This is a genomic window from Amycolatopsis sp. NPDC003865, assembly GCF_053605345.1.
Genome location: NZ_JBSGJA010000011.1, coordinates 286,014 through 303,873, shown reverse-complemented (window position 1 = coordinate 303,873; position 17,860 = coordinate 286,014). Strand labels below are relative to the sequence as shown.

The following is a 17,860-nucleotide window of genomic DNA, read 5'->3' as shown; positions in this document are numbered from 1 at the left end:
CCGGTGACCCACGAGTCCGACGAGGCCGACGGGCGCAGCCTGGCGAAGGAGACCGGGCGCTCGGCCGGGAAGATCGGCATCTCGCTGCTGGTCGCGATCGCGCTCGGCTACGTGCTGACCCTGCTCGCCACCCGCTGGCTCGGGCCGGAGAACAGCAAGGTCTACCTGTCGTTCTGGGGCATCCTGATGGGCCTCGGCAGCGCGCTGTCGCCGCTGGAGCAGGAGCTGTCCCGCCAGTCGGCGGTGGCCGCGCTCGACGGCGGCAAGGCGGGCAAGCCCGCGCTGCGCGCCCTCACCGTCGGAGCCGTGACGGTCGCCGTCGTCGCCGCGCTGACGATGGCCGTGCCGGTGCTGTCGGACCGGCTCTACAACGGGAACACCGCGCTCGGCGTCATCGTGCTCTGCGGCGCGATCTCGTTCGCCTGCCAGTTCGCCGCCCGCGGCCTGCTGGTCGGGCAGCAGCGGATCAAGCCGTACTCCTGGCTGGTCGTGGCCGAGGCCGCGGTCCGCGTGCTCGTGCTGTTCGGCATCGCCGCGGCCGGGCTCACCGGCGTGACGTCGTTCGCGATCGCCGCCGCGGCGGGCTCGTTCGCCTGGCTGCTGTTCGTCAAGCCGGTCTCCGGGCTGGTCGACCCGCACGCCGACGGCGAGGGCTGGGCGCCGGTGACCGGCCGGATCCTGGTCCTGCTGGTCGGCGCCGCGCTCACCGCGAGCGTCATCACCGGCTACCCGGCGATGGTGAGCCTGCTCGCGCCCGGCGGCTCCGAACGCGACGTCGGCGTCCTCTTCGCGACGCTGACCGTGTCCCGCGTGCCGCTGCTGCTGCTCTCCCCGCTGCAGGCGCTCGCCGTGCCGACGGTGGTCCGGCTTTCGGGCACCGAGGACGGCAGGCACCGGCTGCGGAAGCTGCTCGCCGCCGGCGCGCTCGGCACGGTCGCCCTCGGCGTCGTCGGCGCCCTGGTCGGCTGGCTGATCGGGCCGTGGCTGGTCTCCCTGCTCTACGGCTCGGGCTTCGTCGCCCAGGGCTGGTGGGTAGCGTGGATGGTGTGGGGCGCGGTGCTGCTCACGGCGCTGCAGCTGATGACCGCCGTGCTGGTGGCCCGCAAGGAGGCGAACAAGGTGCTCGTCACCTGGGCCGTGGTCGCGGTCGCCACCGCCGCGACGCTGCTGCTCGTGCCGGGCGACCCGATCCTCAAGGCGGTCGCCGGCCTGGCCGGCGGTCCCACGCTGGGCCTGGTCGTCGTGTTGGTGTTCGTGCTGCGACGGCCGGGCAACGTGCGGCCCGCTCCGGACGTCCCAGTAGGGTGACCCCGGCTGAATCCGGGACAGGGTCGGCGTGAGGCGCCGGTGAGGTTGGACAGCGGAAAACCATGAACGTACTTCTGGTCGTGCTCGCCTTCTGGCTGCCGGGTCTCGTCTTCGGGGCCGCGATCCGGCTGCGCGGCTGGCTGCTCGCCGCGGCCGCGCCGATCCTCACGTTCGGCATCGTCAGCCTGGGTGTCCCGGTGCTCGGCGGGCTCGGCATCCGCTGGACGGCGCTCGACGTCGCCCTGTGGACGCTCGTGCTGTCGGTCGCCGGCTTCGGGCTCGCTTTCCTGGTCCAGCGCTTCACCGCGCGCCGCCACCCGGACTGGGCCGGGAAGGACGCGGAGGCGGCCGCCCCCGCCCGCTCGCTGCGCGAGCACCTGCTGATCGGCGCCGGCGTCGGGGCGGGCAGCCTCGTCGGGATCGTCACGTTCCTGCGCGGCGCCCGCGGCCTCAACCAGGTCCAGCAGGGCTGGGACGCGCCGTTCCACGCCAACCTCGTCCGCTGGATCGCCGAGCACGGCGACGCCCGGCCCTCGACCGTCGGCACCATCGCGAACCTGCCGAACCAGACGAACTACTTCTACCCGGACACCTACCACGCCCTGCTCGCGCTGGTCTTCGACAAGGCCGGCCTGGCGATGATGCCGACGCTGAACATGGGCGCGCTCACCGTCATCCTGTGCGTGCCGATCGGTGTCGCGGCGATGTGCCACGTCTGGCGGATGCCCACGCTGGCGGTCGCGGCGGCCGCCGCGGTGTCGGCGTCCTTCAGCAACTTCCCGTACGACTCGCTGTGGCGCGGCCCGCTCTGGCCGTACGTCGCCGGTGTCGCGCTCATCCCGGCGATGCTCGCGCTCGGGCGGCGGCTGCTGGAGCCGCGCGGGATCTCCGGCCCGGTCGCGATCGGCGTCGGCGTCGCGGGCCTGATCGGCCTGCACACCAGCGTCGCGTTCGTCGTCGTCGTGTACTTCCTGCTGATCCTGCTCGCGGTGCTCTTCAAGTTCGAGCGCATCGACTGGCGCCGGTCGGCGGCCTCGCTCGGGGCCACGGTCGCGCTCGCCGTCGTGTGCGGGCTGCCGCTGGCGCTGCCCTCGCTGTACAACGCGGGCGGCGTGACCAGCGCGTACTGGGCGTCGGAGGCCACCGTCACCGGCGGCCTCGGGGAGACCCTCACCTTCTCGCCGATGGCCGCGTTCCCGCAGTGGTGGATCGGCGTGCCCGCCCTGATCGGCATCTTCCTGCTGGTGAAGCACCGCCGGATGCTGTGGATGGTCGCCGCCTACGTCGTGTTCGGCGGGCTGTTCGCGGCCACCGTCTCGCTCGAGACGCCGCTCATCCACACCCTCACCGGCGTCTTCTACAACGACCACTGGCGGATCGGCGCGCTCGTCCCGCTGGCCGGCGCGGTCGCGTTCGGCGAGTTCACCGACACCGCCGCCCGCTGGATCGCGCGCAAGGCGGGCGCCCGGCTGCCCAACGTCTCGCCGGCGACGCTCACCGCGGTCGGTGTCGTGCTGCTCGTGGTCGTCATCGGCGGCCTGAGCCGCGGCGGGTACATCGGCCGCAACGCCGCCCGGCTGCAGCAGAACTACAACGGCGGCCCCACGGTCAGCAACGACGAGCGCCAGGCGTTCGACTGGCTCGCCGGCCACGTCGCGCCGGGCGAGCGGGTGATGAACGGCAAGGCCGACGGCTCGGTCTGGATGTACGCGCTCGACGGCGTCCAGCCGGTCGAGTGGACGTTCTACGGCGCCGAGGGCAACACCCCGGCCGGCTACCTGAGCGTCTACCTCGACGACATCGACCAGTTCCCGCACGTGCGGGAACTGCTCACCGACCTCAAGGTCCGGTACGTCTTCGTCGGCGCGGGCAAGGTCACCAAGGACACGTTCAACGGGCCCGGCCTGAGCCACCTCGACACGACCCCCGGCTTCAAGGTCGTGTTCCGCAACGCGGGCGCGACCGTGTACGAGATCGAGGGCCAGCAGGGCGTCGTCGCAGCTGGTGCGGCTCCAGGGTCCGCAGCCGGTAACGGGCAGTGAAAGGCTAGAGTGATCGCGTGTCCAGCACCTCCGTGACCAGCCGCCGCGTGCTCATCGTGATGCCCGCGCTGAACGAGTCCGCGAGCGTCGCTTCGGTCATCGACCAGGTGAAACGCGCTCTGCCGAGCGGTGACCTGCTGGTCGTCGACGACGGTTCGGTCGACGAAACCGCCAAGCTCGCCCGCGCGGCCGGGGCCGAGGTGGCCCGCCTCGCGGTCAACCTGGGCGTCGGCGGCGCGATGCGCACCGGCTTCCGCTACGCCGCCGCCCGCGGGTACGACGTCGTCGTGCAGGTGGACGCGGACGGCCAGCACGACCCCGACGAGCTCGACGCGCTGCTGCGCGGGCTGGACGACGCCGACATCGTGATCGGCTCCCGGTTCGCGGGCAAGGGCTCGTACAAGGCGAGCGGGCCGCGCAAGTACGCGATGGTCGCGCTCTCGCTCGTGTTCTCGCGGCTGGCGAAGACCAAGCTCACCGACGTCACGTCGGGGTTCAAGGCGATGGGGCCGCGCGCGATCCGGCTGTTCGCCGGCTACTACCCGGCGGAGTACCTCGGCGACACCGTCGAGTCGCTGGTGATGGCCATCCGGGCCAAGCTCACCATCAAGGAGATCCCGGTCGTCATGCGGGAGCGCGCGGGCGGCACGCCCAGCCACTCGCCCGTCAAGTCCGCCGTCTACCTGAGCCGGGCCGGGCTCGCGCTGCTGCTGGCGCTGGTGCGCCGCCGGCCCGCGGTCGACTCGTCCGACTCGGCGTAAGGGGAAGCAGAAATGCAGGGTTGGCGCGTCCTCAGCATCGTCGTCGCCTGTGTCGTGCTGTTCGTCGTCCTCGAGATGATGCGGCGGCGGAAGCTGCGCGAGAAGTACGCGGGCGTGTGGCTCATCGTCGCGGTCGGCGTGGTCGTCCTCGCGGTGCTGCCGCAGGCGGCCGAATTCCTCGCCAAGCACACCGGCGTGCAGACGCCGTCGAACTTCGTCTTCCTCCTCGCCGGCGTCGTGCTGGCCCTGGTGTCGCTGCACCTCTCGACCGAGGTCGGGCACCTGGAGGAGGAGGTGCGCACGTCGGTCGAGGAGATCGCGCTGCTGCGCTGCGAGCTCGAGGACGCCAAGCGCGAGCTGGCGGGCCGGATCGCCGAGCTGGAGGCGCGGACCACCGCGCCGGACGACGTCAAAGGGCTCCCCGAGGTCGAGCGCGTCAGCAAGTGACCGCGTGATCGACGCCCTGCTCGCCGCGCCCGCGCGGCTGGGGGCGGTGCGCCTGCTGGCCATCGACGGCCCGTCGGGCGCGGGGAAGTCCACACTGGCCGCCGAGGTCGTCACGCGGCTGCGTGCCCGTGGTTGCCGGACCGAGCTGGTGAGCACCGACGCCTTCGCGACGTGGGACGACCCGGTTTCCTGGTGGCCGCGGCTGGTGGACGGCGTCCTGCGGCCCCTCGCGGACGGCGTCGAAGGCGCTTACCGGCGGATGGACTGGACAAGCGGGACGCCACGGCCCGGCGAGCTCGTCCGGGTGCCCGTGCCGGACGTCCTGGTGCTGGAGGGCGTTTCGAGCGGCCGCGCTTCGGCGAGACCCCTGCTTTCGCACCTCTGCTGGCTTTCCGGCGGCCCGGAGGCCGGCCGGCTGGCCCGGACCGTGGCGCGTGACGGCGCGGCCGCACAGGCCGAACTGGGCCGCTGGCAACGGTTCGAGCGCGGCTGGTTCGCCGTCGACGGCACCGCCGAGGCCGCCGGCACCCGACTTTCGTAGGGGTTCGTGCGGTCACCGAGCGTGAGGGTGACTCTCCGGATCGATCAAGAAATAACGGTTGCGCCATCACGGCTGGGCTAACGTTGGTACCGCCATCTGAGTTAGTGATCCGGCACCGGGCGGAGTTGCGGGCCCCAAACGGTCACATTTTGTCACGATTTACGGACACATTGCGGTCAAATCGGTGCCCACGTAGCGCGATCGTAACCTCACGTACTTAAGCCTGGGCCGAGTTCCCGCTAGTGTCGCGGGGCACACCGATCGTCCGTCGAGTTCCTGACCGACCGGACGGTGACTTTGATCCCGAACATCTCCCAAGGGGTGCCAGATGCAGCAATTGCGGCTGACCCGAACACGCCGCGTGGCCCTGATCGGGCTCGCCGGCGCGCTCGCGGTTTCGCTGTCCGCTTGTGCGGAATCCAAGCGTGAAGAGGGCGCGGGGGGTGGTTCCGGGGGCACGATGATCTTCGGTGCGGCCGGTAACCCGAAGTTGTTCGACCCGATCTTCAACGACGAGGGCGAGACCTTCCGGATCACGCGGCAGATCTTCGACACGCTGATCCAGAACAAGCCGGGCACCGCCGACCTCGAGCCCTCCCTCGCCGAGAAGTGGGAGCCGAGCAACGACGGCAAGACCTGGACCTTCAGCCTCAAGCAGGGCGTGAAGTTCTCCGACGGCACCCCGTTCGACGCCACCGCCGTCTGCTTCAACTTCGACCGCTGGTTCAACATGAAGGGCGCTGCCGCCCAGAGCCAGATGATCTACTACGCCGACGTCTTCGGCGGCTTCGCCAAGAACGAGAGCGACGAGTACGGCGACCCCGTCTACAAGAGCTGCGAGGCGAAGGACCCGGCGACCGCGGTCCTCAACCTGAACAAGGCCAAGGGCGCGTTCCCGGCGGCGTTCACCCTGCCGTCGTTCTCGATGCAGAGCCCGGCCGCGCTGAAGCAGTACAACGCGGACCAGGTCACCCAGAGCGGTGACTCGTTCACCTACAGCGAGTACGCGAACAAGCACCCGGTCGGCACCGGCCCGTTCAAGTTCGAAAGCTGGGACCAGGGCAAGGGTGAGATCACCCTCGTCAAGAACGACACCAGCCCGACGCAGACGGCGAAGCTCGACAAGCTGATCTTCAAGGTCATCCCGGACGAGAACGCCCGCAAGCAGGCGCTCAAGGCCGGCGACATCCAGGGCTACGACTACCCGGCGCCCGCGGACTACAACCTGCTGCGCGGCGACGGCGAGCAGGTGCTCGTGCGTCCGCCGTTCAACGTGCTGTACCTGGGCATCAACCAGTCCGGTCCGGCCGCGGAGAAGCTGAAGGACGTCAAGGTCCGCCAGGCGCTGGCCTACGGCATCAACCGCGAGCAGTTCGTGAAGAGCAAGCTGCCCGAGGGCTCCGAGGTGGCCACCGAGTTCGTCCCGAAGACGATCTCCGGCTACACCGACGACGTCACCAAGTACCCGTACGACCAGGCGAAGGCCAAGCAGCTGCTCCAGGAAGCCGGCGCGACGAACCTGACGCTGAAGTTCTACTACCCGACCGAGGTCACGCGTCCGTACATGCCGAACCCGGCGGACGTCTTCACGTCGATCTCCGAGGACCTGAAGGCCATCGGCATCAAGGTCGAGGCCGTCGCCAAGCCGTGGAACGGCGGCTACAAGGACGACGTGCAGAAGTTCGGCAAGCAGGACCTGCACCTGCTCGGCTGGACCGGTGACTACAACGACGCCGGGAACTTCGTCGGCACCTTCTTCGGCCGCAAGAAGCCGGAGTTCGGGTTCGACAACCCGCAGCTGTTCCAGGCGCTGGCCGCCGCGGACGCTTCGCCCGCCGGCGACGCGCACGCCAAGGCGTACCAGGAAGTGAACAAGCAGATCATGGACTACCTGCCCGCGATCCCGATCTCCTACGGCCCGCCCGCCATCGTGGTCGGCCCGAAGGTCAAGGGCCTGGTCGCCAGTCCGCTGACCGACGAGCGGTTCAACACCGTCACCGTCAACTGACGTTCCACCTGTGAGGCATGGGGTGGGTGCTACCGCGCCCACCCCATGCCCGTACCTCCCGGGCTGGCCCCAAAGGACACCAAGTGCTCCGTTTTCTCGTGCGTCGGCTGCTACAAGCGATACCGACGCTGCTCATCCTGTCCATCCTGGTCTTCGCCTGGCTCCGCTCGCTGCCCGGAGGGCCCGCGGCCGCCCTCCTCGGCGACAAGGCAACGCCGGAGAAGATCGCCAACCTCAACCACGTGCTGGGGCTCGACCAGCCGGTCATCATCCAGTACTTCAAGTTCCTCGGCCGCGCCGTCACCGGTGACTTCGGCGCCTCGCTGGTCTCCACCCAGCCGGTGATGTCGGAGATCGGCACGTTCCTGCCGGCCACCATCGAGCTGGGGATCTCCGCGATGATCGTCGCGGTGGTCATCGGCATCCCGGCGGGCTACCTCTCGGCCCGCTACCGCGGTGGCGCCGCTGACAACGTGATCATCGTGCTGACGCTGATCGGTGTCGCGGTTCCCGTCTTCTTCCTCGGCTACATGATGCAGGACCTGCTCGCCGGCCCGCTGGGGCTGCCGTCGCAGGGACGGCAGACCGCCGGGCTCGACGCCACCGCCGTCACGAACTTCGCCGTCCTCGACGGCATCATGACCAGCGAGTGGGACGCCGTCTGGGACGCGATCAAGCACCTGATCCTCCCGGCGTTCGCGCTCGCGACCATCCCGCTCGCGGTGATCACCCGGATCACCCGCGCGTCGGTGCTCGAAGTGCTCAACGAGGACTTCATCCGCACGGCCAACTCCAAGGGCCTCACGCAGTCGGTGGTCCGCCGCCGGCACGTGCTGCGCAACGGCCTGCTGCCCGTGGTCACCACCATCGGCCTCCAGACCGGCGCGCTGCTCGGCGGCGCGGTGCTGACCGAGCGCGTGTTCAACTTCCGCGGCCTCGGGTTCCTGCTGGCCGAAGGCATCGAACGGCGTGACTACCCCCGGCTCCAGGCGCTGCTGCTGTTCGGGGCGCTGGTCTACGTGCTGGTGAACATGCTGGTCGACGTCTCGTACGGGATCATCGACCCGAGGGTGCGTGTGCGATGAACACTCTGCTGAACAAGAAGAAAGAGCCGATCGACAAGCTCGCCGCGGCGAGCGGGCACAGCCTCGGCGGCGAGGCCCTGCGGCGGATGCTGCGCAGCCCGGTCGCCATCACCGGCGGCGTGATCACCGGCCTGTTCGTGCTGCTGGCGGTGTTCGCGCCGCTGGTCGCGCCCAAGGACCCGTTCGAGCGGTACCTGCAGGACAAGGTCGCTCTCGGCCAGGGGATCATCCCCGGCGCGCAGCCGGGTTACCCGCTGGGCGTCGACGACTTCGGCCGTGACGAGCTGTCCCGGCTGATCGCCGGTGCGCAGAACACCCTGCTGGTCGGCGTGCTGGCCACGGTGATCGGCGTGCTGCTCGGCGTCATCATCGGCGGGCTCGCCGGCGCGTTCGGCGGCTGGGTCGACACCGTCCTCATGCGACTGGTCGACGTCATGCTGTCGGTGCCGTCGCTGCTGCTGGCGATCTCGGTCGCGGCGCTGTTCGCCAAGCCCAGCCAGTGGACGGTGATCCTCGCCGTCTCGCTGATCGGGGTGCCGATCTTCGCGCGGCTGCTGCGCGGTTCGATGCTGGTGCAGCGCGGCAGCGACCACGTCCTCGCGGCGACGTCGCTGGGTGTGAAGCGCGGCGCGATCGTGTTCCGGCACATGCTGCCGAACTCGCTCGGCCCGGTCATCGTGCAGGCGACGCTGACCCTGGCGACCGCCATCCTCGAGGCCGCGGCGCTGTCGTTCCTCGGTCTGGGCGACCCGGACCCGAACCGGGCGGAGTGGGGCATCATGCTGAGCAAGGGTGCCCGGCAGTTCCTCGACGTCCGGCCCGAGCTGGCGTACTACCCCGCGATCGCGATCATCGTCGTCGCGCTCGGGTTCACGCTGCTCGGCGAGTCCCTCCGCGAAGCCCTCGACCCGAAGAACAGGCGGTGAGAACCCATGGCACTCCTTGAAGTCCGCGACCTTTCGGTCGTGTTCCAGCGGCGCGGCGAGCAGCCGTTCACCGCGGTGGACGGGGTCAGCTTCGACGTCGAGCCGGGCCAGACGGTCGGCCTGGTCGGCGAGTCCGGCTGCGGCAAGTCCGTGACGTCGCTGGCGATCATGCGGCTGCTCGCCAAGCGCGGCAACAAGGTCAGCGGTTCGGTGCGCTTCGAAGGCACCGACCTGCTCAAGCTGTCCACGAAGGACATGAGCGACCGCCGCGGCCGCGACCTCGGCATGGTGTTCCAGGACCCGCTGTCCTCGCTGAACCCGGTCATCCCGATCGGGCTCCAGATCACCGAGGTGCTGGAGCGCCACCGCGGGATGTCGCGCAAGGCGGCGTCCGTCGAAGCGGTGGACCTGCTCGACAAGGTCGGCATCCCCGACCCGTCGCGCCGGCTTTCCGAGTACCCGCACCAGCTTTCCGGCGGGATGCGGCAGCGCGCGCTGATCGCGATCGCGCTGGCGTGCCGGCCGCGGCTGCTCATCGCCGACGAGCCGACCACCGCGCTGGACGTCACCATCCAGGCGCAGATCCTGGCGCTGCTGCGGGAACTGGTGCAGGACACCGGCACCGCGCTGATCATGATCACGCACGACCTCGGCGTCGTCGCCGGGCTCTGCGACGAGGTCAACGTGCTCTACGGCGGCAAGATCGTCGAGCGCGCGCAGCGGCACCAGCTCTTCGCCGAGCCGCGGCACCCGTACACGCACGGCCTGCTCGCTTCGATCCCGCGTCTCGACGCGGGCCGCGGCGAGAAGCTGATCCCCATCCGGGGCTCGGTGGCCGACAACATCCCGTGGGACCACGGGTGCGCGTTCGCGCCGCGCTGCCCCAACGCGCTGCAGGTCTGCCGCGAGGTCCAGCCGCAGCTGGTGCCCGACCGGAACACGCTGCTGCGCTGTCACAACCCCGTGCGGCCCGCGGTCGCGGCGGGAGGAGGAGCCCGATGACCCGTCCTGCTGGTGACGTGCTGCTCGAGGTCAGCGACCTCAAGGTGCACTTCCCGATCAAGCGCGGCATCGTGTTCGACCGGACGGTCGGGCACGTGTACGCGGTCGACGGCGTCGACCTGGCCATCCGCCGCGGCGAAACCTACGGCCTGGTGGGCGAATCGGGCTGCGGCAAGTCCACTTTGGGCCGGGCGATCCTGCGGCTCAACGAGCCGACCGCCGGTTCCGTCAAGTTCGACGGCACCGACGTCGCCCAGCTCAAGGGCGAGGAGCTGCGGAAGGCCCGGCGCCGGATGCAGATGATCTTCCAGGACCCGATGTCCAGTTTGGACCCGCGCCAGTCGGTCGAGTCCATCCTGCTCGAGGGCATGCACGCGCACGGCCTCGACCAGGACAAGGAAGCCACCCAGCGGCGGCTGCGGCAGCTGCTGGCCGCGGTCGGCCTGCCGGAGACGTCGCTGCGCAAGTACCCGCACGAGTTCTCGGGCGGGCAGCGCCAGCGCATCGGCATCGCGCGGGCGCTGGCCGTGGAGCCGGACCTGATCGTCGCCGACGAGCCGGTGTCCGCATTGGACGTTTCGGTGCAGGCCCAGGTCGTCAACCTGCTGGAGGACCTGCAGGACCAGCTCGGCCTGACGTACGTGGTGATCGCGCACGACCTCGCGGTGGTGCGCCACATCTCCGACCGCATCGGCGTGATGTACCTGGGCGCGCTGGTCGAGGAGACCGACGCGGACTCGCTCTACCGGGAGCCGCTGCACCCGTACACGCGGGCGCTGCTGTCGGCCATCCCGGTGCCGGACCCGCAGGTCGAGGACACCCGCGAGCAGATCCTGCTGGCGGGCGACCTGCCCTCGCCGGCCAACCCGCCATCGGGCTGCCGGTTCCACACGCGCTGCCCGTGGCGGCAGGCGAGCCTGTGCGACACCGACCGCCCGCAGCTGCGTGAGATCGGCGGCGGGCACCGGGTGGCGTGCCACTACGCGGAGGACATCCGCGACGGGCGCATCCAGCCGCACGAGGTCGAGCCGGAGCTGGTGGAGCTCAGCGGGGCGCTGAACCCCGACCTGGGCCCGCCGGACGTCGGCACGGCCGCCGAGATCCTCTGAGTTCTCGTTTTCCGGGGCCGGCCGGGGTTTTCGCCCCGGCCGGCCCTTTTTCACGGCTTGAGGTCGAGCGCCGCGCTCATCGAGCCGTCCATGTGGAACGGCGTCGAGTCGTGGACGTGGGTGATCCGCCAGTCGCCGTCCTCCTCGCGGAAGCAGACGGTGGACCGGAACCACAGCTCGAACGGCTGCGGCATGCCCTTCGGCGTCGTCGACAGCCGGGTGAGCGCGTGGCAGTACGCGACGCCGCCGCCCACGGTGATTTCGAGGTCGCGGGTCTCGTACTCGATCGGACCGTCGAAGCCGGCGAACCACGCTTCGCGGGCGTCGACGTCCTCGCCGTGGTGCACCAGCGGCGGGGCCAGTGTGAACGCCACGGCGTCCGGTGCGTACTGCGCCGCCAGCGCCTTGGCGTCGCGGGCGGTCATCGCCTTCGCACGCGCCGCCATCAAGTCGCGGATTCGCTGCTCGGTCATGCCATCCTCCTGGGGTGTGGTCGGTGTTCGGAGGGGACGTAGGCACCGCCGCGCGGATTTCGACACCGGCTGGGAGGCGTTCGTGAAATACGTGGTCCTGATCTACGGCAACCCCGGGTCGCGCCAGGCTTGGGAGGGGATGAGCGAGGAGCAGCGGGCCGCCGGGCTCGCGTACTACCAGCAGCTCAACGACGACCTCGACGACTCCGGCGAGCGGATCGTCTCCGAGCGGCTGGCGTACCCCGAGCTGGCGACGAGGATCAGCGCCGGCACGACGACCGACGGGCCGTTCGCCGAGGCCAAGGAGTTCCTCGCCGGCTTCTACCTGCTCGACTGCGCGGACCTCGATCGAGCGGTGGAGATCGCCAAGCGCATCCCGGAGGCGGCGTTCGGGGCGGTGGAGGTGCGGCCGGTGATGGGGCTGCACGGGACGGACCTGTGAACCCGGAGCTGCTGAGGTCGCTGGCGCCCCAGGTCCTGGCGGCGCTGGTCCGGCGGTACGGCGACTTCGAGGCGTGCGAGGACGCGGTCCAGGAAGCGTTGCTGGCGGCGTCTCAGCAGTGGCCGGCTTCGGGGATCCCGGATCACCCGAAGGGGTGGCTGATCACGACGGCGTCCCGGCGGCGCATCGAACAGCTGCGCAGCGAGTCCGCCCGTCAGCGGCGGGAGGAGGCGGTCGCGCTGGCCGAGCCGCCCGACCCGCAGCCCGTTTCCGGAGTGGACGACACGCTGACGTTGCTGCTGCTGTGCTGCCACCCGGCGCTTTCGCGGCCTTCGCAGGTGGCGCTGACGCTGCGCGCGGTGGGCGGCCTGACGACGGCGGAGATCGCCCGCGCGTTCCTGGTCCCGGAGGCGACGATCGGCCAGCGGATCAGCCGGGCGAAGCGGTCGCTGCGCGGGGAGAGGTTCTCCGGCGACGCTCGTCCCGAGCGGCTGGCCGCGGTGCTGCAGGTGCTGTACTTGATCTTCACGGAGGGGCACACGGCCAGCTCGGGTGGTTCGGTGAGCCGGGTCGAGCTGACGACGGAGGCGATCCGCCTGGTCCGGGCGTTGCACGCGGAGCTCCCGGCGGACGGCGAGGTCACGGGCCTGCTGGCGCTGATGCTGCTGACGGAGGCCCGCCGCCCCGCCCGGGTGTCGGCGTCGGGGGCGCTGGTGCCGTTGGCTTCGCAGGACCGTTCGCTTTGGGACGCTGGACTGGTCGCGGAGGGGACGGAGTTGATCACGAAGGCGCTGGCCACGGCCCCGATCGGGCCGTACCAGCTCCAGGCGGCGATCGCGGCGGTCCACGACGAGGCGGCTTCGGCGGAGTCGACGGACTGGGCGCAGATCTTGACGCTGTACGACCTGCTGCGGGTGGTGGCGCCGGGGCCGATGGTGACGTTGAACCGGGTGGTGGCGTTCGCGCAGGTCCACGGGCCGGAGGCGGGGTTGGCGGAGCTGGCCGGGGCGGAGCTGGAGCACCACCGGGTGGATGCGGTGCGGGGGCATCTGCTGGAGGAGGCGGGAGATTTCGCCGGAGCGCGGGAGGCGTACCTGGCTGCCGCGCGACGGACGTTGAGCCTGCCGGAGCAGGGGTATCTGCAGGCCCGGGCGGCGAAGCTCACGGACGGCTGACCGCCATCCCCAGGTTGTCCACATGGGGGTGAACCCTGTGGACAACTCGGTACCCACCCGGGTGACCCCGACTGAAGTCGTACCCCTGGCAATACCTGAGTAGGCCGCCCCCGGCACCCCGCCCCCGGTACCCTGCGAAAAGCAGATTCCGCGACAACAGGGGGTACGACCGGTGCACATCGACCAATGGCTGGAGGCGATCCCGCCGCTTTCGGTGTACCTGATCGTCGGCGCGGTGATCATGATCGAAAGCCTCGGCATTCCGCTGCCCGGCGAGATCGTGCTGGTCAGCGCCGCCCTGCTGGCCTCGCAGCACAGCAACCTGAACCCGCTGTGGATCGGGGTCCTCGCCAGTGCCGGCGCCATCATCGGCGACAGCATCGGCTATCTGATCGGAAAGACCGGCGGGCAACGGCTGTTCGCCTGGGCGGGCCGGAAATTCCCGAAGCATTTCGGCCCGACGCACATCGCCAACGCCGAACGGATCTTCAACAAACGCGGGGTCTGGGCCGTCTTCCTCGGCCGCTTCATCGCTTTCCTGCGCATCCTCGCCGGCCCGCTCGCCGGGTCGCTGCGGATGCACTACCCGAAGTTCCTGCTGGCGAACGCGGCCGGCGGCATCGTCTGGGCCGGCGGCACGACGGCCGCCGTCTACTACCTCGGCGTCGTCGCCGAAGAGTGGCTCGGCAACTTCTCCAAGTACGGCCTCGTTGCCGCCATCGTGATCGGTGTCGTCGTCTTCTTCGTCATGAAGAAGCGGCTCGGCAAGAAGCACCACGAGGCCGAAGAAGCGCCGAAGCAGGAGGAAAACGCGGCCTAGACCGCCACCAGCTCCGGCGAAGGCTTGCGCACCGGCCGGAGCGACCCCAGCAGCACCCCCGCGATCACGACGACGGCGGCGCCGACCTCCAGCCAGGTCGGCCGCTCGCCGAGCAGCAGGAACGACGCCGTCAGCCCGACCACCGGCACCAGCAGCGAGAACGGTGACACCACGCCGGCCGGGTTGCGGCGCATCAGCGTCGTCCACAGTCCCGATCCGACGACCGTCCCGATCAGCACCACGTAGGTCAGCCCGCCCAGCGCGGTCAGCCCGGCCGGCGTCCCGAGCGTCGTCAGCGACCGCCACTGCGCGGCCGGGCCCTCCATGACCAGCGACAGCGCGAACATCGGCAGCGGTGGCACCACCGACATCCACAGCGTGAAGTGCAGCGGGTTGTCCGGCTCGGCCTTGCGCGTGCTCAGGTTCCCGAACGCCCAGCTCAGCGCGCCCAGCAGCGTCAGCACCATCGGCAGCAGCGCCGCGTGGCCGGACTGCTGCCACGCGATCGCCGCCATCCCGGCCACGGCCAGCGCGATGCCGGCCAGCTGGTGCGGCGTGACGCGTTCGCGCAGGAAGACCGCGCCGAGCAGCACCGTGAACGGCGCCGACGCCTGCAGCACCAGCGACGCCAGCCCGGTCGGCATCCCGGTGTCCATCGCGATGAACAGGAACGCGAACTGCCCGGTGCCGAACCCGAGGCCGTAGCCGAGCAGGTAGCGGACCTTCACCTTTGGCCACGGCACGAACAGGATCGTCGGCACGGCGATGACGGCGAACCGCAGCGCACCCGCGAACACCGGCGGGAACTGGCCGAGCGTGGCGTGGATGGCGAGGAAGTTCAGGCCCCAGAGGACGGCGACGAGCACGGCGAGCAGGCGGTCACGGGTGGGCATGCCTCCACTCTGACAACGCTGACCGTGAAGGACCAGCGAGAATATCTGCAGGGACTTTGTAGCCGTGCTTCACATATGCTGGGGTCGTGGATCTGGGTCGTTTGCGCACGTTGCGGGAGTTCGCCGACCGGGGCAGCGTGACGGCGGCCGCGCGGGCGCTGCACTGCACGCCGTCGGCGGTTTCGCAGCAGCTGCGCGCGCTCCAGGGGGAGGTCGGGCTGCCGCTCACCGAGCCGGCCGGGCGCGGCCTGCGGCTGACCGACGCCGGCCGCGCGCTGGTCGCCCGCGCCGACGAGGTGCTGGCCGCGCTCGAGCGGGCGGAGTCCGAACTGGACACCTACCGCAGCGCGCCGCGCGGGCGCGTGCGGATCGCGATCTTCCAGTCGGCGGGGCTGATGCTGCTGCCGGGCCTGCTGACCCGCGTCGCCGGGTACGACGGCCTGGAGGTCGACGTCCGCGACGTCGACATGACGCCGCCGGAGGTGCCCGGCCTGGTCGCGGACTACGACGTCGTCGTCGCGCACCGGGACGAGCACGCGCCGGAGTTCGACTCCGGCCGCCTGGACGTCGTGCCGCTGCTGCGGGAGCCGCTCGACGTCGCGCTCCCGGCCGGGCACCGGCTGGCCGCCAAGCGGCGGGTGGACCTGGCGGAGCTGGCCGACGAACGCTGGATCGGCGTCGACCACGGCTTCCCGGTGGACGACGTGCTGCGCTCGCTGACCGTCCGCACCGGCGTCCGGCCGGTCGTGGTGCAGCGGATCAACGACTTCCGGATCACCGAACGGCTGGTCGCGGCGGGCCACGGCATCGCGCTGGTGCCGCGCTACACGATCGACACCCGCCGTGGCAGCGGCCTGGTCAGCAGGCCGCTGGCCGGCATCCGCGCGGCACGGCGGGTGGAGGCGGTGTGCCGCACCGGAGCGCTGCAGCGCCCGGCCGTGGCCAAGGTGATCGACGAGCTGCGCGCGGAGATCGCCCAGCTCACCGCTTGAAGCCGCGCAGGTAGGCCAGTGCGATGCCCAGCGCGTCTTCCAGTGCGGTGAGGTCGTGGCGGATGTGGGCCAGCAGCAGTCCACCGTGGACGGACGTCATCGCCGCCTGGGCCAGCCGCGCCGGGTCGGCGTCGGGCGCGAGTTCGCCCTTGTCCCGCAACGTTTTCAGCCCGCGCTCCAGGTGGGACTCCCACGTCCGGTAGGCCTGGTCGACCAGCGGTGCGAGCTTCGGGTTGTCGCCCACCTCGCCGGCGAGGTTGCCCAGCGGGCACGCGATCGGCGCGCCCGCGCGGCGGTGGACGTCCAGCAGCTGCTCGGTCCACGTCTCCAGATCGGCCCACGACGACACGGCGAAGAGCGCCGGCTGGTTGCCGAGGATCTGCTCGAGGTACCGGTCGATCACGGCCTCGACCAGCTGTTCCTTGTTCTTGAAGTAGTGGTACATCTGCGATTTCCCGGCCCCGCTCGCGGCGAGCACCTTGTCGACGCTCGTGCCCGCGACGCCGTCGACGTACATCAGCGCGGCCGCCGCGTCGACGATCGCGTCGCGCGTCCGCTTGCCGCGGGGAGTCGAAGCCGCTTGCGTCTCCATGTACTGGATAGTACAGTTCGCCTCACTGTACCGATCAGTACAACAACTAAGGGGGATCCGTGACGCTCAACAACGCCCTCTCCGACTTCAACGCGCAGGCCCGCAGCGCGCTGCCGCCGGAGATCTTCGAGGTGTTCGAAGCGGCCCGCCGCCGAGCGGCCGAGACGAAGTTCGCCGAGGTGGGTGACAAGATCGAGGACTTCACGCTGCCGGGGGCCGACGGCGTGCCGACGAACCTGGGCGAGCTGGTCGCGGACGGGCCGGCGGTGCTCGTCTTCTACCGCGGCCAGTGGTGCCCGTACTGCAACCTGACCCTGCGCACCTACCAGCAGGAGCTTCTGCCCGAACTGACGGCGAAGAACGCGACCCTCGCGGCGATCAGCCCGCAGCAGCCGGACGGCCCGCTCCCGGACCTGGAGTTCCCCGTGCTCTCGGACGTCGGCAGCACGGTCGCGCGGGGGCTGGGGCTCAGCTACCCGGTGCCCGCCGCGGTCCGGGAGGCGATGGAGCAGCTCGGCACGGACCTCGAGCAGGTCAACGGCACCTGGGAGCTGGTCCACCCGGCGGTGGTCGTGGTCGACCCCGACCGGATGATCCGGTTCATCGACGTCCACCCGGACTTCGTCACGCGTACCGAGCCGGCGGAGATCCTCAAAGCGCTCTAGCCGACCGCTTCACGCCGTAGGTGATCACCGAACCCAGGACCAGGGCGACGCCCAGGGAGAGCAGCATGCTGATCCCGGGTTCGGTGATGATCTGCCCGCCCGCGTAGCCGAGGAAGGCCACATAGGACGTCCAGAGCGTGACGCCGACGGCCGAAGCGGTGAAGAACTCCGCCATCGGCCAGCGGAGCGAACCGGCGAGCAGGGCACCGACCGTGCCACCGGAGGGCAGCCAGCGGGCGACCACCAGCACCGGGCGCGGGTGGCGCTGCAGGCGTCCGTCGAGCCAGCCGATGCCGGCGGCGATCTTCCGCCGCCGGCTCAGCCGGTTCAGCGCCGCCCGGCCACCGAACCGGCCGAGGGCGTAGAGCGCCTGGTCGGACGCCAGGCACCCAGCCGAGGCGACCGCGATCACCACCGCGAGCGACGTCCCGCCCTGTGCCGCCGCGACGCCCATGCCGAGGAGCGTCACCTCGGTGGGCAGCAGTGGCACCAGCGAGACGACGAACAGCACCAGCAGTCCGGCCGTAGTCGCGTCCACATCCCCATTAACCGCCTGCCGGGCCGGGAAAGCTCCTGATC

The 17,860-nt window shown here is 70.6% G+C and carries 19 protein-coding genes; 15 read left to right on the top strand and 4 right to left on the bottom strand.

Translation table 11 applies throughout. From position 1 onward, the window contains the following. Positions 1-3: 3 nt before the first annotated feature. The 10 genes from ACWEVP_RS26525 to ACWEVP_RS26480 all read left to right on the top strand — a co-directional run bounded on the left by ACWEVP_RS26525 (position 4) and on the right by ACWEVP_RS26480 (position 11,229). A complete protein-coding gene (locus ACWEVP_RS26525) occupies positions 4-1,308 on the top strand; it encodes a lipopolysaccharide biosynthesis protein (protein ID WP_452065237.1) in 1,305 nt (434 codons plus the stop codon). 62 nt (positions 1,309-1,370) lie between these two features. Next, positions 1,371-3,350, top strand: coding sequence for a DUF6541 family protein (locus tag ACWEVP_RS26520; protein ID WP_452065236.1), 1,980 nt, complete (start codon positions 1,371-1,373; stop codon positions 3,348-3,350). A gap of 59 nt (positions 3,351-3,409) precedes the next feature. After that, entirely contained in the window at positions 3,410-4,111 is a 702-nt protein-coding gene (locus ACWEVP_RS26515; RefSeq protein ID WP_452065283.1) for a glycosyltransferase family 2 protein, read from the top strand. 12 nt (positions 4,112-4,123) lie between these two features. Continuing rightward, positions 4,124-4,558 (top strand): DUF2304 domain-containing protein, encoded by a 435-nt coding sequence (locus tag ACWEVP_RS26510; RefSeq protein ID WP_452065235.1) that lies wholly within the window; start codon positions 4,124-4,126, stop codon positions 4,556-4,558. A 4-nt stretch (positions 4,559-4,562) separates the two neighbouring features. After that, entirely contained in the window at positions 4,563-5,099 is a 537-nt protein-coding gene (locus tag ACWEVP_RS26505) for a uridine kinase family protein (RefSeq protein ID WP_452065234.1), read from the top strand. Positions 5,100-5,427: 328 nt separating this feature from the next. Continuing rightward, the gene (locus ACWEVP_RS26500; protein WP_452065233.1) at positions 5,428-7,107 is read left to right on the top strand and encodes an ABC transporter substrate-binding protein; all 1,680 of its coding nucleotides are present in this window, start codon (positions 5,428-5,430) and stop codon (positions 7,105-7,107) included. Between the two features lie 83 nt (positions 7,108-7,190). Further along, on the top strand, positions 7,191-8,192 hold the full coding sequence (locus ACWEVP_RS26495) for an ABC transporter permease (protein ID WP_452065232.1): 1,002 nt from the start codon (positions 7,191-7,193) through the stop codon (positions 8,190-8,192). Then, the gene (locus tag ACWEVP_RS26490) at positions 8,189-9,118 is read left to right on the top strand and encodes an ABC transporter permease (protein WP_452065231.1); all 930 of its coding nucleotides are present in this window, start codon (positions 8,189-8,191) and stop codon (positions 9,116-9,118) included. Before ACWEVP_RS26495 ends, ACWEVP_RS26490 begins: the two co-directional genes overlap by 4 nt. Positions 9,119-9,124: 6 nt before the next feature. Next, a complete protein-coding gene (locus tag ACWEVP_RS26485) occupies positions 9,125-10,120 on the top strand; it encodes an ABC transporter ATP-binding protein (RefSeq protein ID WP_452065230.1) in 996 nt (331 codons plus the stop codon). Then, positions 10,117-11,229 carry an ABC transporter ATP-binding protein gene (locus ACWEVP_RS26480; RefSeq protein ID WP_452065229.1) on the top strand — a complete coding sequence of 371 codons (1,113 nt, stop codon included), beginning with the start codon at positions 10,117-10,119 and terminating at the stop codon, positions 11,227-11,229. The genes ACWEVP_RS26485 and ACWEVP_RS26480 overlap by 4 nt, the downstream gene beginning before the upstream one ends. Positions 11,230-11,279: 50 nt before the next feature. Here the strand turns inward: ACWEVP_RS26480 and ACWEVP_RS26475 are convergent, their stop codons facing one another. Further along, positions 11,280-11,702, bottom strand: a complete 423-nt coding sequence (locus ACWEVP_RS26475; protein ID WP_452065228.1) for a YybH family protein — start codon at positions 11,700-11,702, stop codon at positions 11,280-11,282. 82 nt (positions 11,703-11,784) lie between these two features. On the opposite strand from ACWEVP_RS26475, the gene ACWEVP_RS26470 reads away from it, so the two are divergent. The 3 genes from ACWEVP_RS26470 (at position 11,785) to ACWEVP_RS26460 (ending at position 14,139) form a co-directional block, all read left to right on the top strand. Then, complete coding sequence (locus tag ACWEVP_RS26470) at positions 11,785-12,144, top strand: YciI family protein (protein ID WP_452065227.1); 360 nt, start codon at positions 11,785-11,787, stop codon at positions 12,142-12,144. After that, positions 12,141-13,319, top strand: a complete 1,179-nt coding sequence (locus tag ACWEVP_RS26465) for an RNA polymerase sigma factor (protein WP_452065226.1) — start codon at positions 12,141-12,143, stop codon at positions 13,317-13,319. Before ACWEVP_RS26470 ends, ACWEVP_RS26465 begins: the two co-directional genes overlap by 4 nt. A 172-nt stretch (positions 13,320-13,491) precedes the next feature. Further along, a complete protein-coding gene (locus ACWEVP_RS26460) occupies positions 13,492-14,139 on the top strand; it encodes a DedA family protein (protein WP_452065225.1) in 648 nt (215 codons plus the stop codon). Here ACWEVP_RS26460 and ACWEVP_RS26455 read toward each other — a convergent pair. Continuing rightward, positions 14,136-15,032 (bottom strand): EamA family transporter, encoded by an 897-nt coding sequence (locus ACWEVP_RS26455; RefSeq protein WP_452065224.1) that lies wholly within the window; start codon positions 15,030-15,032, stop codon positions 14,136-14,138. The genes ACWEVP_RS26460 and ACWEVP_RS26455 overlap by 4 nt on opposite strands. An 86-nt stretch (positions 15,033-15,118) precedes the next feature. On the opposite strand from ACWEVP_RS26455, the gene ACWEVP_RS26450 reads away from it, so the two are divergent. Then, positions 15,119-16,024 carry a LysR family transcriptional regulator gene (locus ACWEVP_RS26450; RefSeq protein ID WP_452065223.1) on the top strand — a complete coding sequence of 302 codons (906 nt, stop codon included), beginning with the start codon at positions 15,119-15,121 and terminating at the stop codon, positions 16,022-16,024. Here the strand turns inward: ACWEVP_RS26450 and ACWEVP_RS26445 are convergent. Further along, positions 16,014-16,616: a TetR/AcrR family transcriptional regulator gene (locus tag ACWEVP_RS26445; RefSeq protein ID WP_452065222.1), complete on the bottom strand. Its 603-nt coding sequence runs from the start codon at positions 16,614-16,616 to the stop codon at positions 16,014-16,016. The two genes, ACWEVP_RS26450 and ACWEVP_RS26445, sit on opposite strands and share 11 nt — an antisense overlap. Positions 16,617-16,675: 59 nt before the next feature. On the opposite strand from ACWEVP_RS26445, the gene ACWEVP_RS26440 reads away from it, so the two are divergent. Next, positions 16,676-17,281: a peroxiredoxin-like family protein gene (locus ACWEVP_RS26440; RefSeq protein ID WP_452065221.1), complete on the top strand. Its 606-nt coding sequence runs from the start codon at positions 16,676-16,678 to the stop codon at positions 17,279-17,281. Here ACWEVP_RS26440 and ACWEVP_RS26435 read toward each other — a convergent pair. Beyond that, entirely contained in the window at positions 17,268-17,819 is a 552-nt protein-coding gene (locus tag ACWEVP_RS26435; protein ID WP_452065220.1) for a DedA family protein, read from the bottom strand. The two genes, ACWEVP_RS26440 and ACWEVP_RS26435, sit on opposite strands and share 14 nt — an antisense overlap. Between the last annotated feature and the right edge of the window lie 41 nt (positions 17,820-17,860).

What these genes read in the sequence shown, in the direction of transcription:
- ACWEVP_RS26520 (WP_452065236.1), top strand. Translation starts at nt 1,371, where the DNA reads ATGAACGTACTTCTGGTCGTGCTCGCCTTCTGGCTGCCGGGTCTCGTC.
- ACWEVP_RS26515 (WP_452065283.1), top strand. Translation starts at nt 3,410, where the DNA reads ATGCCCGCGCTGAACGAGTCCGCGAGCGTCGCTTCGGTCATCGACCAG.
- ACWEVP_RS26510 (WP_452065235.1), top strand. Translation starts at nt 4,124, where the DNA reads ATGCAGGGTTGGCGCGTCCTCAGCATCGTCGTCGCCTGTGTCGTGCTG.
- ACWEVP_RS26500 (WP_452065233.1), top strand. Translation starts at nt 5,428, where the DNA reads ATGCAGCAATTGCGGCTGACCCGAACACGCCGCGTGGCCCTGATCGGG.
- ACWEVP_RS26490 (WP_452065231.1), top strand. Translation starts at nt 8,189, where the DNA reads ATGAACACTCTGCTGAACAAGAAGAAAGAGCCGATCGACAAGCTCGCC.
- ACWEVP_RS26485 (WP_452065230.1), top strand. Translation starts at nt 9,125, where the DNA reads ATGGCACTCCTTGAAGTCCGCGACCTTTCGGTCGTGTTCCAGCGGCGC.
- ACWEVP_RS26480 (WP_452065229.1), top strand. Translation starts at nt 10,117, where the DNA reads ATGACCCGTCCTGCTGGTGACGTGCTGCTCGAGGTCAGCGACCTCAAG.
- ACWEVP_RS26475 (WP_452065228.1), bottom strand. Translation starts at nt 11,702, where the DNA reads ATGACCGAGCAGCGAATCCGCGACTTGATGGCGGCGCGTGCGAAGGCG.
- ACWEVP_RS26455 (WP_452065224.1), bottom strand. Translation starts at nt 15,032, where the DNA reads ATGCCCACCCGTGACCGCCTGCTCGCCGTGCTCGTCGCCGTCCTCTGG.
- ACWEVP_RS26445 (WP_452065222.1), bottom strand. Translation starts at nt 16,616, where the DNA reads ATGGAGACGCAAGCGGCTTCGACTCCCCGCGGCAAGCGGACGCGCGAC.